15 protein-coding genes are annotated in these 13,556 nt (G+C 64.7%); 9 read left to right on the plus strand and 6 right to left on the minus strand.

Going from position 1 to position 13,556, the window contains the following annotated elements:
* Positions 1 to 65 precede the first annotated feature (65 nt).
* Positions 66 to 575 carry a cyclic pyranopterin monophosphate synthase MoaC gene (gene moaC, locus J7548_RS10875; protein WP_290974439.1) on the minus strand — a complete coding sequence of 170 codons (510 nt, stop codon included), beginning with the start codon at positions 573 to 575 and terminating at the stop codon, positions 66 to 68.
* 181 nt (positions 576 to 756) lie between these two features.
* On the opposite strand from moaC, the gene J7548_RS10880 reads away from it, so the two are divergent.
* Positions 757 to 2,259: a M48 family metalloprotease gene (locus tag J7548_RS10880; protein WP_290974441.1), complete on the plus strand. Its 1,503-nt coding sequence runs from the start codon at positions 757 to 759 to the stop codon at positions 2,257 to 2,259.
* A gap of 23 nt (positions 2,260 to 2,282) precedes the next feature.
* On the opposite strand, the gene J7548_RS10885 is transcribed toward J7548_RS10880, so the two are convergent.
* The 5 genes from J7548_RS10885 to J7548_RS10905 all read right to left on the minus strand — a co-directional run bounded on the left by J7548_RS10885 (position 2,283) and on the right by J7548_RS10905 (position 5,584).
* Positions 2,283 to 2,891, minus strand: coding sequence for a DUF2946 family protein (locus tag J7548_RS10885; protein ID WP_290974444.1), 609 nt, complete (start codon positions 2,889 to 2,891; stop codon positions 2,283 to 2,285).
* Positions 2,884 to 3,876: an alpha/beta fold hydrolase gene (locus J7548_RS10890; RefSeq protein WP_290974448.1), complete on the minus strand. Its 993-nt coding sequence runs from the start codon at positions 3,874 to 3,876 to the stop codon at positions 2,884 to 2,886. Before J7548_RS10890 ends, J7548_RS10885 begins: the two co-directional genes overlap by 8 nt.
* Positions 3,877 to 3,903: 27 nt before the next feature.
* Positions 3,904 to 4,338 carry a nuclear transport factor 2 family protein gene (locus J7548_RS10895; RefSeq protein WP_290974451.1) on the minus strand — a complete coding sequence of 145 codons (435 nt, stop codon included), beginning with the start codon at positions 4,336 to 4,338 and terminating at the stop codon, positions 3,904 to 3,906.
* A 54-nt stretch (positions 4,339 to 4,392) separates the two neighbouring features.
* Positions 4,393 to 4,593 (minus strand): zinc-finger domain-containing protein, encoded by a 201-nt coding sequence (locus J7548_RS10900; protein ID WP_290974454.1) that lies wholly within the window; start codon positions 4,591 to 4,593, stop codon positions 4,393 to 4,395.
* A gap of 70 nt (positions 4,594 to 4,663) precedes the next feature.
* Entirely contained in the window at positions 4,664 to 5,584 is a 921-nt protein-coding gene (locus J7548_RS10905; RefSeq protein ID WP_290974457.1) for a branched-chain amino acid transaminase, read from the minus strand.
* Between the two features lie 182 nt (positions 5,585 to 5,766).
* Between J7548_RS10905 and J7548_RS10910 the strand changes: the two genes are divergently transcribed.
* The 8 genes from J7548_RS10910 to J7548_RS10945 all read left to right on the plus strand — a co-directional run bounded on the left by J7548_RS10910 (position 5,767) and on the right by J7548_RS10945 (position 13,541).
* A complete protein-coding gene (locus tag J7548_RS10910; protein ID WP_290974459.1) occupies positions 5,767 to 6,567 on the plus strand; it encodes an AzlC family ABC transporter permease in 801 nt (266 codons plus the stop codon).
* Entirely contained in the window at positions 6,564 to 6,887 is a 324-nt protein-coding gene (locus tag J7548_RS10915; RefSeq protein ID WP_290974462.1) for an AzlD domain-containing protein, read from the plus strand. The genes J7548_RS10910 and J7548_RS10915 overlap by 4 nt, the downstream gene beginning before the upstream one ends.
* A gap of 146 nt (positions 6,888 to 7,033) precedes the next feature.
* Complete coding sequence (locus J7548_RS10920) at positions 7,034 to 8,224, plus strand: phosphoglycerate kinase (protein WP_290974464.1); 1,191 nt, start codon at positions 7,034 to 7,036, stop codon at positions 8,222 to 8,224.
* A 108-nt stretch (positions 8,225 to 8,332) separates the two neighbouring features.
* The gene (pyk, locus tag J7548_RS10925; RefSeq protein WP_290974467.1) at positions 8,333 to 9,766 is read left to right on the plus strand and encodes a pyruvate kinase; all 1,434 of its coding nucleotides are present in this window, start codon (positions 8,333 to 8,335) and stop codon (positions 9,764 to 9,766) included.
* A gap of 26 nt (positions 9,767 to 9,792) precedes the next feature.
* Positions 9,793 to 10,857 (plus strand): class II fructose-bisphosphate aldolase, encoded by a 1,065-nt coding sequence (gene fba / locus J7548_RS10930; protein ID WP_290974470.1) that lies wholly within the window; start codon positions 9,793 to 9,795, stop codon positions 10,855 to 10,857.
* Between the two features lie 81 nt (positions 10,858 to 10,938).
* Positions 10,939 to 11,835, plus strand: coding sequence for a phosphoribosylaminoimidazolesuccinocarboxamide synthase (locus J7548_RS10935; RefSeq protein WP_290974473.1), 897 nt, complete (start codon positions 10,939 to 10,941; stop codon positions 11,833 to 11,835).
* Between the two features lie 3 nt (positions 11,836 to 11,838).
* A complete protein-coding gene (purE, locus tag J7548_RS10940; RefSeq protein ID WP_290974476.1) occupies positions 11,839 to 12,339 on the plus strand; it encodes a 5-(carboxyamino)imidazole ribonucleotide mutase in 501 nt (166 codons plus the stop codon).
* The gene (locus tag J7548_RS10945) at positions 12,336 to 13,541 is read left to right on the plus strand and encodes a 5-(carboxyamino)imidazole ribonucleotide synthase (protein ID WP_290974479.1); all 1,206 of its coding nucleotides are present in this window, start codon (positions 12,336 to 12,338) and stop codon (positions 13,539 to 13,541) included. The genes purE and J7548_RS10945 overlap by 4 nt, the downstream gene beginning before the upstream one ends.
* The last annotated feature ends 15 nt before the right edge of the window (positions 13,542 to 13,556 follow it).

Consider the following 13,556-nt stretch of genomic DNA (forward strand, 5'->3'; position numbering starts at 1 on the left):
CGCCGACGTCTCAATGAAAAAAGCGCCCATGAGGCGCTTTTTTCATTGGCGAGGGGGAGGAGGGTTCAAGGCCGCGCCATGCTGATATCGCTCTTGCCGCCGCGCTTCTCGGTCACGCAGATATCGGTCATCACCATGCTCTTGTCGACCGCCTTGCTCATGTCGTAGATGGTCAGCAGCCCGACCTGCACCGCGGTCAGCGCTTCCATTTCCACCCCGGTCTTGCCGTAGGTTTCCACGCGCGCGGTGCACAGTACGCTGGAATCGGCGGCGTTGGTCTCGAACTCTACCGATACATGCGTCAGCGCCAGCGGATGGCACAGCGGGATCAGGTCGCCGGTGCGCTTGGCGGCCATGATGGCGGCGATGCGGGCGATGCCCAGGACATCGCCCTTTTTTGCGCTGCCGGATTCGATGATGGTCAGGGTCTCCGGCTTCATGCGGATCACACCGCTGGCCACGGCCACGCGGTGCGATTCGTGCTTGCCGCCGACGTCGACCATATGGGCCTGGCCGCTCTGGTCGAAATGGGTGAGGCCGCCGTTGGGGGGCTGTTGGTCGCTGGGTGTGCTCATGTGCGGGTCCGCCGGGAAAATGATGAACGTTGAAACAGAGCGGGTATCATATCAGGCGTGCCGGGACGGCTTGCGGCGTCCATCTTTCCGCTTTCGGCACGACGGTAATCATTTCCAGATTTTGTCCATGCAACGATCCGAGACTTTGCCCGTTACCCTTCCACTTCACCCGGCGCGCAGGATGCTGGCGCGCGCGCTGACCGCGGCGCTGCTGCTGTTGCCTACCGTGCCGCTGACGATCGCGCCGGCGGCGAGCGTGGCGCAGAACCTGCCGACGCTGGGCGATACCGAGCGCGAGGGGCTGTCGCCGCTGATGGAGCGCAAGCTGGGCGAGCAGATCATGCGCGACATCCGCAGCGACCGCGACTATATCGACGACGGCCCGGTCTCGGAATACCTGAACGATTTCGGCCTGAACCTGGTGTCGGTCCACCCTGAAGTGCGCGGCGAAGCCGGCTTCGATTTCCAGTTCTTCATGGTGCGCGACCCGACGCTCAATGCCTTCGCGTTGCCGGGCGGCTTCATTGGCGTCAACAGCGGCCTGGTCCTGGCGGCGCAGTCCGAATCCGAACTGGCCGGCGTGCTGTCGCACGAAATCGGCCACGTCGCCCAGCGCCACATCGCGCGCATGCTGGGGCAGCAGAAGCAGAACTCGATGATCCAGCTGGCGGCCATCGTGCTGGGCGCCCTGGCCGGCGTGTCCAAGGCCGGCGGCGATGCCGCCATGGCGACCATGATGGGCGGCACCGGCCTGGCCATCCAGCGCCAGCTCAGCTTCAGCCGCGACGCCGAACGCGAAGCCGACCGCATCGGCCTGCAGATCATGCGCGACGGCGGTTTCGATCCGTCCGGCATGGTCACCTTCTTCGGCCGCCTGCAGACGGCTTCGCGCAATTTCAGCGATGCCGTGCCGCCTTACCTGCTGACCCACCCGCTGACCACCGAGCGTATCGCCGATATCGAAGCGCGCATCCGTGACCAGCGCTACAAGCAGCGCGCGGACAATCCGCAATTCCAGCTGGTGCGCGTGCGCACCCAGGTGCTGCAGAACGATTCGGTGCAGGGCTTGCGCGATGCGGCCGAGCGCTTCCAGAGCCAGGCCAAGCAGAACACCAAGCTGCAGACGGTGGCCGCCAAGTACGGGCTGGCCTATGTCTACTACCGTCAGAACAAGCTGGAGCAGGCCGACGCCATGCTCAAGGAAGCGCAGGAGGCATCGCAGCCGTTCAAGGCCGGCATCATGTTCGCCAGCCTGGACATCGACATCAAGATCGCCCGCAAGCAAGGCCAGCAGGCGCTGCAACTGGCCGACGCGATGCGCAAGCAATTCCCGATCTCGCGCGTGATGGCGCGCCAGTATGGGGAGGCCTTGATAGCGACGAAGCGCTATGACGAAGCGGTGGCCTACCTGCGCGACCAGGCCCAGCTTTACCGTTCCGATCCGCAAATCCAGAACCAGCTGGCGAAAGTCTATGCGCTGCAGGGCAAGCAAGCCTTGCAGCATCTGGCGCTGGCCGAGTCCTATGCCTTGAACGGCAGCCTGCTGGCGGCCATCGAGCAATTGGGCATCGCGCGCCGCGCGCCCGATGCCACCTTCTACGACCAGGCGCTGATCGATGCGCGCGAGCGCGAGTGGAAGGAAAAATGGAAGGATGAGTCCAAGGACATGAAGGACCGCGGCTGACGCGGCGGCGCTTCAGCGCATCTTCAATCCTGGCGCGGCATGGCGACAAAGCCGAAATGCCGCGCCAGTTCGTTCGAGTCCAGGCGCTGCACGTCGATTGTCTTCCCGGCGTGCTCAAGCCGCAGGGCGGCGCCATTGCCGCTGCTGCCTTCCAGCCAGCGCAGCAGCGCATCTTCGTCCGCCTTGCCATCCACCTTCAATGCGCCCAGCATCTGCGGCATGTCGCGGTCGTCCAGCGCGCCGGCGCGTTCCCCGTCGCCGAGGTACAGGCGGCCTTGCTCGTCGAGCCAGGCGGCATCGATGTTTTCCATGCGTCGGCCGGTGTGCAGGACCAGCTCGATGCCGCCGTCGGCGCCGGGCTGCGTGCGCACGATGTAGGGCATCAGTTCGAGATCGACATACACCCGCTGCGGGCCGTTCTGGAAATACCAACGGCCGGCTTCGTCGTTGGCATAGTTGCGTTCGATGAAGGCCAGCAAGGCAGGGTGGGCGATGCGTTCGCCCGGCAGGTCCAGGTGCTGCGCGCGTTCGTCGCGCATGCGCCAGCCGCCGCGCGCATCCAGCCGCAGCCAGCCGAAGCAGTGCGGCACGTTGGGCCACTTGGCCATGGCCTGGCGGACGATCTTATCCATGCGCGTGCTCCTCTTGCGCGGCGAAGGCCGATTCGGCACGGCCTTCCAGGAAGTGCAGCAGCCGGCGCGGCAGCCAGTCCAGGCGGCCTGGCGGCCCGCCGGCGGCGAAACCCACGTGGCCACCCTGTTCCGGGTACTCCAGCAGCACTTCGGGCGCCGCCGTGCGCGGCAGGTGGCGCGCCGGCAGGAAGGGATCGTTCCTGGCGTTGAGGACCAGCGTCGGCACCGTGATGTCGTGCAGGATGTGCTTGGCGCTGGCGCGGTCCCAGTAGTCGTCGGTGTTGCGGTAACCGTGCAGCGGCGCGGTGACGATATTGTCGAAGGCGTACAGGTCGCGCGCGGCCAGCAGCGCATCGCGGTCGAACAGGCCAGGGAATTGCCCCAGCTTGAGCAGGCACTTGGGCCGCATGGTGCGCAGGAACACCCAGGTGTAGAGGCGGTTGAAGCCGCGCGCCAGCGCCGCGCCGCCGCCGGCCAGGTCGAGCGGCGCCGATACCGCGCACGCGGCGTCGACGATTTCGGCCTCGTGCTGCGACTCGCCCAGCCAGCGCAGCAGGGCGTTGGCCCCGAGCGAGACGCCGGCGGCATACAGGTGTGTGGCGCCCAGGTTCGACTGGCGCTGTTTGAGCCGCCGCAGGATCCAGTCCAGCTCGGCCGAATCGCCCGAGTGGTAGAAGCGCGGCGCCAGGTTGATCTCGCCCGAGCAGCCGCGGAAATGCGGCACCGCGCCGTGCCAGCCGCGCCGCTGCACCTCGGCCAGTAGCGCGCGCGAGTAATGGCTGTGCGACGAGCCTTCCAGCCCGTGGAACAGCACCACCAGCGGGCGGCCGGGTTTGCCGTCGACGAAATCGACGTCCACGAAGTCGCCGTCGGGCGCGTCCCAGCGCTCGCGCCGGTAGGTCACCGGCGGCTTGGCGATGAAGGTCGACGGATAGATGGTTTGCAGGTGGCCGCCGGGAAGCCAGCGGGGCGGGATGTAGAGCATATGCAGCCTTGTTGCGCGGTCGTGGCGTCAGTGCAGCATGGCGCCGCTGGAAATCGGTTCGGCCGGCGCCGCGCCCGGCGCCACCGAGGCGTGGTGCATCACCATGCGCCAGCCCAGCGTGGTCTTCATGTAGATATTGGTGGCGATGACATGCACATCGGGTTGCGGATCGCCGCCGTGGTGGACTTCTTCGACCACGCTGTGCACCGCCGCCATCATGTTTTGCGTGGCATGCAGCTGGCGCGGCCGCAGATGCAGGCCGCCGTTGCCCAGGATCTCTTCCCACACCGCGCGGATTTCGGCATGGCCCACCAGGCGCCGGGCGCCGGGGTGGATGCACACGATCTCCTCGTCCTCGGCCCACAGGTCCATCAGCGCTTCGACATCGGCGCGGGCGAGGGCATCGTAGTAGGCGGCTTCGATTTCATCGGGGGAGCCGTGGATCATTTTGGCACGGGGCATGAGAATCTCCGAGTCAGATGAGAAAAGGGCCGTTCGGCCCTCTTCGTTTTTGCTTCAGTGGCCCTTGACCACGGTACCGGGTTTCAATTGGTACTGGGTGCCGCAGTACGGGCACTTGGCCGCGCCATGCTCGTCCAGCTCCAGGAACACGCGCGGGTGCGAGGACCAGCTCGTCATGTTGGGGTTGGGGCAGTGGGCCGGCAGGTCGCGGCCTTCGAGTTGGACGACTGCCTGGGGGGATTGAGCTTGGCTCATGTTTTTCTCCGTAGGTGATGCTGTGTAAGCGTTGAAACGTTGATGCAATGAATCGATGGTGAACAGGTTCTTAGACCAGCGTCAGCCAGTGCGAATACTTCGGCACTTTGCCCGCGACCACGTCGAAGAACAGCGATTGCAGTTTCTCCGTGACGGGGCCGCGCGCGCCGCTGCCGATGGTGCGGCGGTCCAGTTCGCGGATCGGCGTGATCTCGGCGGCGGTGCCGGTGAAGAAGGCTTCGTCGGCGCAGTACATCTCGTCGCGCGTGATGCGCTTTTCGATGACATCGATGCCGAGGTCGCGCGCCATGGTCAGCACCGCGTCGCGGGTGATGCCGTCCAGGCAGGATGCCAGGTCGGGGGTATATATCTTGCCGTTCTTGACGATGAAGACGTTCTCGCCCGAGCCTTCCGAGACGTAGCCGTCGGTGTCCAGCAGCAGCGCTTCGTCGTAGCCGTCGGCCAGCGCCTCCTGGTTGGCCAGGATCGAATTGATGTAGTAGCCGCAGGCCTTGGCGCGCACCAGCGAGACGTTGACGTGGTGGCGCGAGAACGACGAGGTCTTCACGCGGATGCCCTTGGCGATGCCATCTTCGCCCAGGTAGGCGCCCCACGGCCAGGCGGCGATGGCGACGTGGATCGTGTTGCCCTTGGCGGACACGCCCAGCTTTTCCGAGCCGATCCAGACCAGCGGGCGGATGTAGCAGGATTCCAGCTTGTTCTCGCGCACCACCTGGCGCTGCGCCTCGTAGATGGTTTGCTGGTCGAACGGCACCTCCATCTGGAAGATCTTGGCCGAATTGAACAGGCGCTGGGTGTGTTCCTTCAAACGGAAGATCGCCGTGCCCTGCGGCGTCTTGTAGGCGCGCACGCCTTCGAAGACGCCCATGCCGTAGTGCAGGGTATGGGTAAGCACGTGGATGGTGGCGTCGCGCCAATCGATCAGCTTGCCATCCTTCCAGATTTTGCCGTCGCGGTCTGCCATGGACATGATGGATATCTCCCCGGGGAATAATCGGAAAACGGAACGAAAGAGCTCCATTTTAGCGGATTCAAGCGAGCAAAAACTTTCATCTATAGAATGACAGGCTTGGGTAAAAATGCTGTGAGGCAAGCCTGCCCTCCGTTCCGGAGGCCGGCGCCCATTTCATCAAGCGCAAAGCGGAAACAACAATGCAGAAGGAGACTGGCGCCGCTACGCCATCGGACAGCACCGCGCTGTCGCAGGCGCGCCGCGTCGAAAAGGAAGCGTTCCAGGAAGGCTGGCGGGCCAGCGCCTCGACCATACCGGCGGTGTTCGCCTGGGGCATCGTGTCGGGCATGGCCATGGTCAAGTCGGGGATGAGCATCTTCCAGTCGCTGGGCATGAGCCTGCTGGTCTATGCGGGGTCGGCGCAGTTCGCGGTGCTGCCGCTGCTGGCGGCTGGCACGCCGCTGCTGGTGGTGTTTTTCACGGCGATGATCGTCAATTTGCGCTTCGTCATCTTTTCCGCCGCCGTGGCTCCCCATTTCGAGCATTTGCCCTGGTACCGGCGGGTCTGGTACGGCTTTTTCAACGGTGACATCTCGATGGCGTTTTTTCCGCAGCGCTTCCCCCTCCATACCGTGGGCCAGCCGGCCGGCAAGATCGGTTTCTTCGCGGCCATCTGCTATCCCGGCTGGGTCGCGTGGCAACTGGGCGCGACCGTCGGCATCCTGCTGGCCAGCCAGATCCCGGAAAGCTGGAACATCGGCTTTGCCGGCACGCTGGCGCTGATCGCCATCATGATCCCGATGACCAACAACCTGCCGGCGCTGGCCGGCGTGGCGGTGTCGGGCACCGTCGCGGTGCTGGCGCTGCATTTCCCTTATCGCCTGGGTTTGCTGGCGGCGATGGTCACGGGTATGGCCGCGGCGCTGGCGGCGGACAAGTTCCTGCCGATGCGCGAGAAAGAGGATGAGGATGAAGACGAGGGCGGCGAGGTGGCGGCATGAGCGATTGGTATGTCTGGGCGGCCATCGCCCTGATGACCTTGTCCACGCTGGTCACCCGCAGCGGCTTCTTCCTGTTCGGCCACGCCGTCAAGCTGCCGCCCCGGCTCAAGCATGCCCTGAGCTATGCGCCGGCGGCGGCCATGGCGGCCATCGTCATTCCCGACCTGGCGGCCGCTGACGGCATGGTCGATATCAGCCTGGCCAATCCCAAATTGCTGGCAGGCATCGGCGGCGCGGTTTTCTTCCTGGCAACACGAAGCCTGCTGGGAACTATTGTGGCGGGAATGGCACTCTTTACCGTATTGAGACTGGTGTTGTAGGCAGTTGCGGGGCAGTTGACCGGGATTGCCATGCGTCGTCGCCAGCCCAGCGCGGATACCGGGCGAATTCCCCCAGAAACCGTCTGGAGGCGGGCTGGCTGGAGTAAAATACTGCATTTTTCGCCCTCACCTTCGCATTTGGACTTATGAAATTCAACCGACTGAGCGACCTGATTTCTGCCAACCAGTTACAAGGGAAACGCGTCTTCATCCGTGCCGATCTCAACGTGCCGCAGGACGATGCAGGCAATATCACCGAAGATACGCGCATTCGCGCCTCGATTCCGGCCATTCGCGATGCGCACAAGGCCGGCGCCGCGGTGATGGTGACGTCCCATCTGGGGCGTCCGGTGGAAGGTGAATTCAAGCCGGAAGATTCGCTGGCGCCGGTCGCCAAGCGCCTGTCCGAGCTGCTGGGTTTTGAAGTCAAGCTGGTCGCCAACTGGGTTGACGGCGTGGATGTCGCGCCGGGCCAGGTGGTGCTGCTGGAAAATTGCCGTTTGAACAAGGGCGAGAAGAAGAACAGCGACGAACTGGCGCAAAAGATCGCCAAGCTGTGCGATGTATACGTCAACGACGCCTTCGGCACCGCGCACCGCGCCGAAGCCACCACCCACGGCGTGGCCAAGTTCGCGCCGGTCGCCTGTGCCGGTCCACTGCTGGCGGCCGAGCTGGATGCCTTGGGCAAGGCGCTGAACCAGCCGGCCCGTCCGCTGGTGGCGATCGTGGCCGGCTCCAAGGTCTCGACCAAGCTGACCATCTTGAAGACCCTGGCCGAAAAGGTCGACAACCTGATCGTCGGCGGCGGCATCGCCAACACCTTCATGCTGGCGGCCGGCCTGAAGATCGGCAAGTCGCTGGCCGAGCCGGACCTGGTCAATGACGCCAAGGCGATCATCGACATGATGGCCAAGCGCGGCGCCTCGGTGCCGATCCCGGTCGATGTGGTGTGCGGCAAGGAGTTCTCGCCGACCGCCGCGGCGACCGTCAAGGATGCGAAGGATGTGGCCGACGACGACATGATCTTCGACATCGGCCCGAAGACCGCGGCCCTGTTGGCCGAGCAGCTCGCCAATGCCGGCACCATCGTCTGGAACGGTCCGGTCGGCGTGTTCGAATTCGACCAGTTCGGCAAAGGCACCGAAACGCTGGCGCGCGCGATTGCCGCCTCCAAGGGTTTCTCGATCGCTGGCGGCGGCGACACCCTGGCCGCGATCGCCAAGTACAACATCGCCGACAAGGTCGGCTACATCTCGACCGGCGGCGGCGCCTTCCTGGAATTCCTGGAGGGCAAGACCCTGCCGGCGGTCGAGATCCTGCTGCAGCGCGCGCAGTAACAGCATCCATGGGGATGCGCGGGAGATGCGCATCCCGGAATTGGAAACCCGCCCGCCAAGCCGGCGGTTTTCCGCACCCAGTCGAAAAGTCGAAAACAGAGAGTCCTCATGTCCAGAGCAACAAAAATCGTCGCAACCATCGGCCCGGCCTCCAGCGACCGTGAAACCCTGACTCGCATGATTCGCGCCGGCGTCGATGTCGTGCGCCTGAACTTTTCGCACGGCAAGCCGCAAGACCATATCGACCGCGCCACGCTGGTGCGCCAGGTGGCCGACGAATGCAACAAGAAGGTCGCCATCATGGCCGACCTGCAAGGTCCGAAGATCCGCGTGGGCAAGTTCGAGCAAGGCAAGATCACGCTGGCCAACGGCGACAAGTTCATCCTCGACGCCGATTGCCAGCTGGGCAACCAGGAGCGCGTCGGCCTCGACTACAAGGCATTGCCGCGCGACCTCAAGGGCGACGATGTGCTGCTGCTCAATGACGGCCTGATCGTGCTGATCGTCGAACGCGTACTGGGCAACGAGATCCACACCGTGGTCAAGATCGGCGGCGAGCTGTCCAACAACAAGGGCATCAACCGCCAGGGCGGCGGCTTGTCGGCGCCGGCGCTGACGGCCAAGGATATGGACGACATCAAGACCGCGATGAGCTTCCAGGCCGACTATATCGCCGTCTCCTTCCCCAAGAACGCCACCGACATGGAAATGGCGCGCCAGCTGGCCAACGTCGCCGGCGAGCCGTTCGGCCACAAGCCGATGATGATCGCCAAGATCGAACGCGCCGAAGCGATCCCGCTGCTGCAGGAAATCCTGGACGCTTCCGACGGCATCATGGTGGCGCGCGGCGACCTCGCCGTGGAAGTGGGCAACGCCGCCGTGCCGGGCCTGCAAAAGCGTATGATCAAGATGGCGCGCGCCTCCAACAAGCTGACCATCACCGCGACCCAGATGATGGAGTCGATGATCGTCAACGCCGTGCCGACCCGCGCGGAAGTGTCCGACGTCGCCAACGCCGTGCTGGACGGCACCGATGCCGTGATGACCTCGGCCGAGACCGCCTCCGGCAAGTATCCGGTGGAAACCGTGGAAGCCATGTCGGCCATCTGCCTGGAAGCCGAGCGCTCCGAAGATGTCCGCCTGGATGCCGATTTCCTGAACCTGCGCTTTACCCGCATCGACCAGTCGATCGCGTACGGCGCGCTGTTTACCGCGCACCATCTGCGCGTGAAGGCTATCGCCGCGCTCACCGAGTCGGGTTCGACCGCGCTGTGGATGAGCCGCCACAACATCGATATTCCCATTTTCGCCATCACGCCCAATGTGGCCACCCGCCAGAAGGCGGCGCTGTACCGCAATGTGCGTACCTTCGAACTGGCCCAATCGACCGATACCGAAGTGGTCTTGAAGGGCGTGCAGGACCTGCTGCTGGCGCAAGGCGTCGTGCAGAAGGGCGACCTGATCGTCGTGACCTGGGGCGAGCCCATCGGCCAGGTCGGCGGCACCAACGCCCTGAAGATCCTGCGGGTCGGCGAGTACTGATTTTTTATCGTTCTGGAGTTCTTATCATGCCTCTCGTCTCTATGCGTCAATTGCTGGACCACGCCGCCGAAAACGGTTACGGCCTGCCGGCATTCAACGTCAACAACCTGGAGCAGGTCACCGCCATCATGCAGGCGGCCGATGAAGTCGGCGCGCCGGTGATCATGCAAGCCTCGGCCGGCGCCCGCAAGTATGCCGGCGAAGCCTTCCTGCGCCACCTGATCTCGGCGGCGGTGGAAGCCTATCCGCACATCCCGGTCGTCATGCACCAGGACCACGGCCAGTCGCCGGCGGTGTGCATGGCCGCGATCAAGTCGGGCTTCTCGTCGGTGATGATGGACGGCTCGCTGATGGAAGACGGCAAGTCGGTCGCCAGCTATGAATACAACGTCGAAGTCTCGCGCAAGGTGGTCGAGTTCTCGCACGCCATCGGCGTGACCGTGGAAGCCGAACTGGGTGTGCTCGGTTCGCTGGAAACCATGAAGGGCGACAAGGAAGACGGCCACGGCGCCGAAGGCACCATGACCCGCGAGCAACTGCTGACCGACGTCAACCAGGCCGCCGACTTCGTCAAGCAGACCCAGTGCGACGCGCTGGCGATTGCCATCGGCACCTCGCACGGCGCCTACAAGTTCTCGCGCAAGCCGACCGGCGACATCCTGGCGATCGACCGCATCAAGGAAATCCACGCCCGCATCCCCAACACCCACCTGGTGATGCACGGCTCCTCCTCGGTGCCGCAGGAACTGCTGGCCGAGATCCGCGAATTCGGCGGCGACATGAAGGAAACCTACGGCGTGCCGGTCGAAGAGATCCAGGAAGGCATCAAGCACGGCGTGCGCAAGATCAACATCGACACCGACATCCGCCTGGCGATGACCGGCGCGATCCGCCGCTACCTGTTCGAAAATCCGTCCAAGTTCGACCCGCGCGACTACCTGAAGCCGGCGCGCGAAGCGGCCAAGCTGGTGTGCAAGGCGCGCTACCTGTCGTTCGGCTGCGAAGGCCAGGCCGGCAAGATCAAGGCGCTGCCGCTGGAGAAGATTGCAGAGAAGTACAAGAAGGGCGAACTGGCGCAAATCGTTCAATAATTTCAGTTATTCGACGCACGCGCACTAACCGACCGGGACCGTTCACAGCGGTTCCGGTTTTTGACTTTACGGAATACCACCATGAGCAGTCTGTACAAATCCTCGATCACTTCCCTGCCGCTGCTGGGCACAGGCAAGGTCCGCGAAAACTACGCCGTCGGCGACGACAAGTTGCTGATCGTGACCACCGACCGCCTGTCGGCCTTCGACGTCATCATGAACGAGCCGATTCCCGGCAAGGGCCGCGTGCTGAACCAGATGAGCGACTTCTGGTTCGAGAAGCTGGGCCATATCGTGCCCAACCACCTGACCGGCATCGACCCGGCCTCGGTGGTGGCGCCCAATGAAGTGGAGCAGGTGCGCGGACGCGCCGTGGTGGCCAAGCGCCTCAAGCCGATCCTGGTGGAAGCCGTGGTGCGCGGCTACATCATCGGTTCGGGCTGGAAGGATTACCAGGCGACCGGTGCGATCTGCGGCATCAAGCTGCCGGCCGGCCTGCAGCAGGCTTCCAAGCTGGAACAGCCGATCTTCACCCCGGCCGCCAAGGCGGATCTGGGCGAGCATGACGAGAACATCAGCTTCGAGGAAACCGAGAAGCGCATCGGCACCGAGCTGGCTAACAAGATCCGCGACGTCGCGATCAAGCTGTACGTCGCCGCCGCCGACTACGCCGCCACCCGCGGCATCATCATCGCCGACACCAAGTTCGAGTTTGGCCTGGACGACAACGGCGTGCTGCACCTGATGGATGAGGTGCTGACCGCCGATTCCTCGCGCTTCTGGCCGGCCGACAGCTACCAGGTCGGTATCTCGCCGCCGTCGTTCGACAAGCAGTTCGTGCGCGATTACCTGGAAACCGTGGACGGCTGGAAGAAGACGCCGCCGGCGCCGGCGCTGCCGGCCGACGTGATCGAGAAGACCGGCGCCAAGTACCGCGAAGCGCTGGAGCGCCTGACCGGCGAAAAGCTGAAGGACTGAACGATGAGCACCTCCGCAATCAAGCCGGTGATCGGCGTCGTCATGGGATCGTCCTCGGACTGGGACGTGATGCAGCACGCGGTCGCCATCCTCAAGGATTTCGGCGTCGCGCATGAGGCGCAGGTGATTTCCGCGCACCGCATGCCGGACCAGATGTTCGCCTACGCCGAGACCGCGCGCGGGCGCGGCCTGCGCGCCATCATCGCCGGCGCCGGCGGCGCCGCCCACCTGCCGGGCATGATCGCCGCCAAGACCATCGTGCCGGTGCTGGGCGTGCCGGTGCCCTCCAAGTACCTGCGCGGCGAGGATTCGCTGTTGTCCATCGTGCAGATGCCCAAGGGCATTCCGGTGGCGACCTACGCCATCGGCGAAGCCGGCGCCGCGAACGCCGCGCTGTCGGCCATCGCCATGCTGGCGACCACCGACGACGCATTGGCCGCCAAGCTGGAAGCCTTCCGCAAGACCCAGACGCAAGTCGCCCTAGATATGAAATTGCCCGTATGACCAAGCAGTCCCAGAAACAAGCCCGTCCCGCCGTTCCTTCGACTACCCCAGCCACCTGGCTGGGCGTGATGGGCGGCGGCCAACTCGGCCGCATGTTCGCCCATGCCGCGCAAAGCATGGGCTTCAAGGTCGCCGTGCTGGAGGCCGACGCCGATTGCCCGGCCGGGCAGGTGGCGGATCGCTTGCTGGCCGCGCCTTATGACGATGCCAAGGCTTTGGCCGAGTTGGGCGGTTTGTGCGCCGCCGTGACTACCGAATTCGAAAACGTCTCGGCGCAAAGCCTGGCGACCCTGGCGGGACAGACCTTCGTGGCGCCTGCGGCAAGCGGCGTATCGATCGCCCAGGACCGCACAGCCGAGAAGGCTTTCTTCACCGAATGCGGCAGCCGTTCCGGCGTGCTGCCGGCGCCGCACCGCGTGATCAATACCGCCGCCGACATCGACGGCATCGGCGACGACCTGCTGCCCGGTATCCTGAAGACCGCACGCATGGGTTACGACGGCAAGGGCCAGGTGCGCGTGCGCACGCAAGACGAAGTGCGCGCTGCCTTCGCCGGCATGCAGGGCGTGACCTGTGTGCTGGAAAAGATGCTGCCGCTGGCTTATGAAGTTTCGGTGCTGGTGGCGCGCGGCGACGACGGCCAGGCCGTGGTCTATCCGATCGCCGAGAACGTGCACCGCGACGGCATCCTGTTCACCACGACCGTGCCCGGCCCCAACATCAAGCCGGAAGCAGCCGCGCGTGCGCAGCAGGCCGCGTTGCAGATCATCGACGGCTTGCATTATGTGGGCGTGCTGTGCATCGAATTCTTCGTGCTGCAGGACGGCTCGCTGGTGGTCAACGAAATGGCGCCGCGTCCGCACAACAGCGGCCACTACACCATCGACGCCTGCGTCACCAGTCAGTTCGAGCAGCAGGCGCGCGCGATGGCGCGCTTGCCGTTGGGCGACGCGCGCCAGCATTCGCCGGCGGTGATGCTGAACATCCTGGGCGACGTCTGGTACGAAGGCGCGGGCGAGAACGTGCGCGAACCGGCATGGGAGCAAGTGCTGGCATTGCCCGGCGCGCATCTGCACCTGTACGGCAAGGCCGAACCGCGCCGTGGCCGCAAGATGGGCCACGTGACCTTCACCGGCGCCACGATGGAAGATGCGCAACGGCAGCTCGCTGCCGCCTGCGCCATCCTCGGCATCGCGCTTTAAGCCGGCGGGACGCAA

This window comes from Herbaspirillum sp., assembly GCF_017744395.1.
In the GTDB taxonomy this organism is placed as follows: Bacteria; Pseudomonadota; Gammaproteobacteria; order Burkholderiales; family Burkholderiaceae_D; genus Herbaspirillum.

What these genes read in the sequence shown, in the direction of transcription:
- J7548_RS10920 (WP_290974464.1), top strand. Translation starts at nt 7,034, where the DNA reads ATGAAATTCAACCGACTGAGCGACCTGATTTCTGCCAACCAGTTACAA.
- J7548_RS10935 (WP_290974473.1), top strand. Translation starts at nt 10,939, where the DNA reads ATGAGCAGTCTGTACAAATCCTCGATCACTTCCCTGCCGCTGCTGGGC.
- purE (WP_290974476.1), top strand. Translation starts at nt 11,839, where the DNA reads ATGAGCACCTCCGCAATCAAGCCGGTGATCGGCGTCGTCATGGGATCG.
- J7548_RS10880 (WP_290974441.1), top strand. Translation starts at nt 757, where the DNA reads ATGCTGGCGCGCGCGCTGACCGCGGCGCTGCTGCTGTTGCCTACCGTG.
- J7548_RS10895 (WP_290974451.1), bottom strand. Translation starts at nt 4,338, where the DNA reads ATGCCCCGTGCCAAAATGATCCACGGCTCCCCCGATGAAATCGAAGCC.
- J7548_RS10885 (WP_290974444.1), bottom strand. Translation starts at nt 2,891, where the DNA reads ATGGATAAGATCGTCCGCCAGGCCATGGCCAAGTGGCCCAACGTGCCG.
- J7548_RS10915 (WP_290974462.1), top strand. Translation starts at nt 6,564, where the DNA reads ATGAGCGATTGGTATGTCTGGGCGGCCATCGCCCTGATGACCTTGTCC.
- moaC (WP_290974439.1), bottom strand. Translation starts at nt 575, where the DNA reads ATGAGCACACCCAGCGACCAACAGCCCCCCAACGGCGGCCTCACCCAT.
- J7548_RS10890 (WP_290974448.1), bottom strand. Translation starts at nt 3,876, where the DNA reads ATGCTCTACATCCCGCCCCGCTGGCTTCCCGGCGGCCACCTGCAAACC.
- fba (WP_290974470.1), top strand. Translation starts at nt 9,793, where the DNA reads ATGCCTCTCGTCTCTATGCGTCAATTGCTGGACCACGCCGCCGAAAAC.
- J7548_RS10900 (WP_290974454.1), bottom strand. Translation starts at nt 4,593, where the DNA reads ATGAGCCAAGCTCAATCCCCCCAGGCAGTCGTCCAACTCGAAGGCCGC.
- J7548_RS10945 (WP_290974479.1), top strand. Translation starts at nt 12,336, where the DNA reads ATGACCAAGCAGTCCCAGAAACAAGCCCGTCCCGCCGTTCCTTCGACT.
- pyk (WP_290974467.1), top strand. Translation starts at nt 8,333, where the DNA reads ATGTCCAGAGCAACAAAAATCGTCGCAACCATCGGCCCGGCCTCCAGC.
- J7548_RS10910 (WP_290974459.1), top strand. Translation starts at nt 5,767, where the DNA reads ATGCAGAAGGAGACTGGCGCCGCTACGCCATCGGACAGCACCGCGCTG.
- J7548_RS10905 (WP_290974457.1), bottom strand. Translation starts at nt 5,584, where the DNA reads ATGTCCATGGCAGACCGCGACGGCAAAATCTGGAAGGATGGCAAGCTG.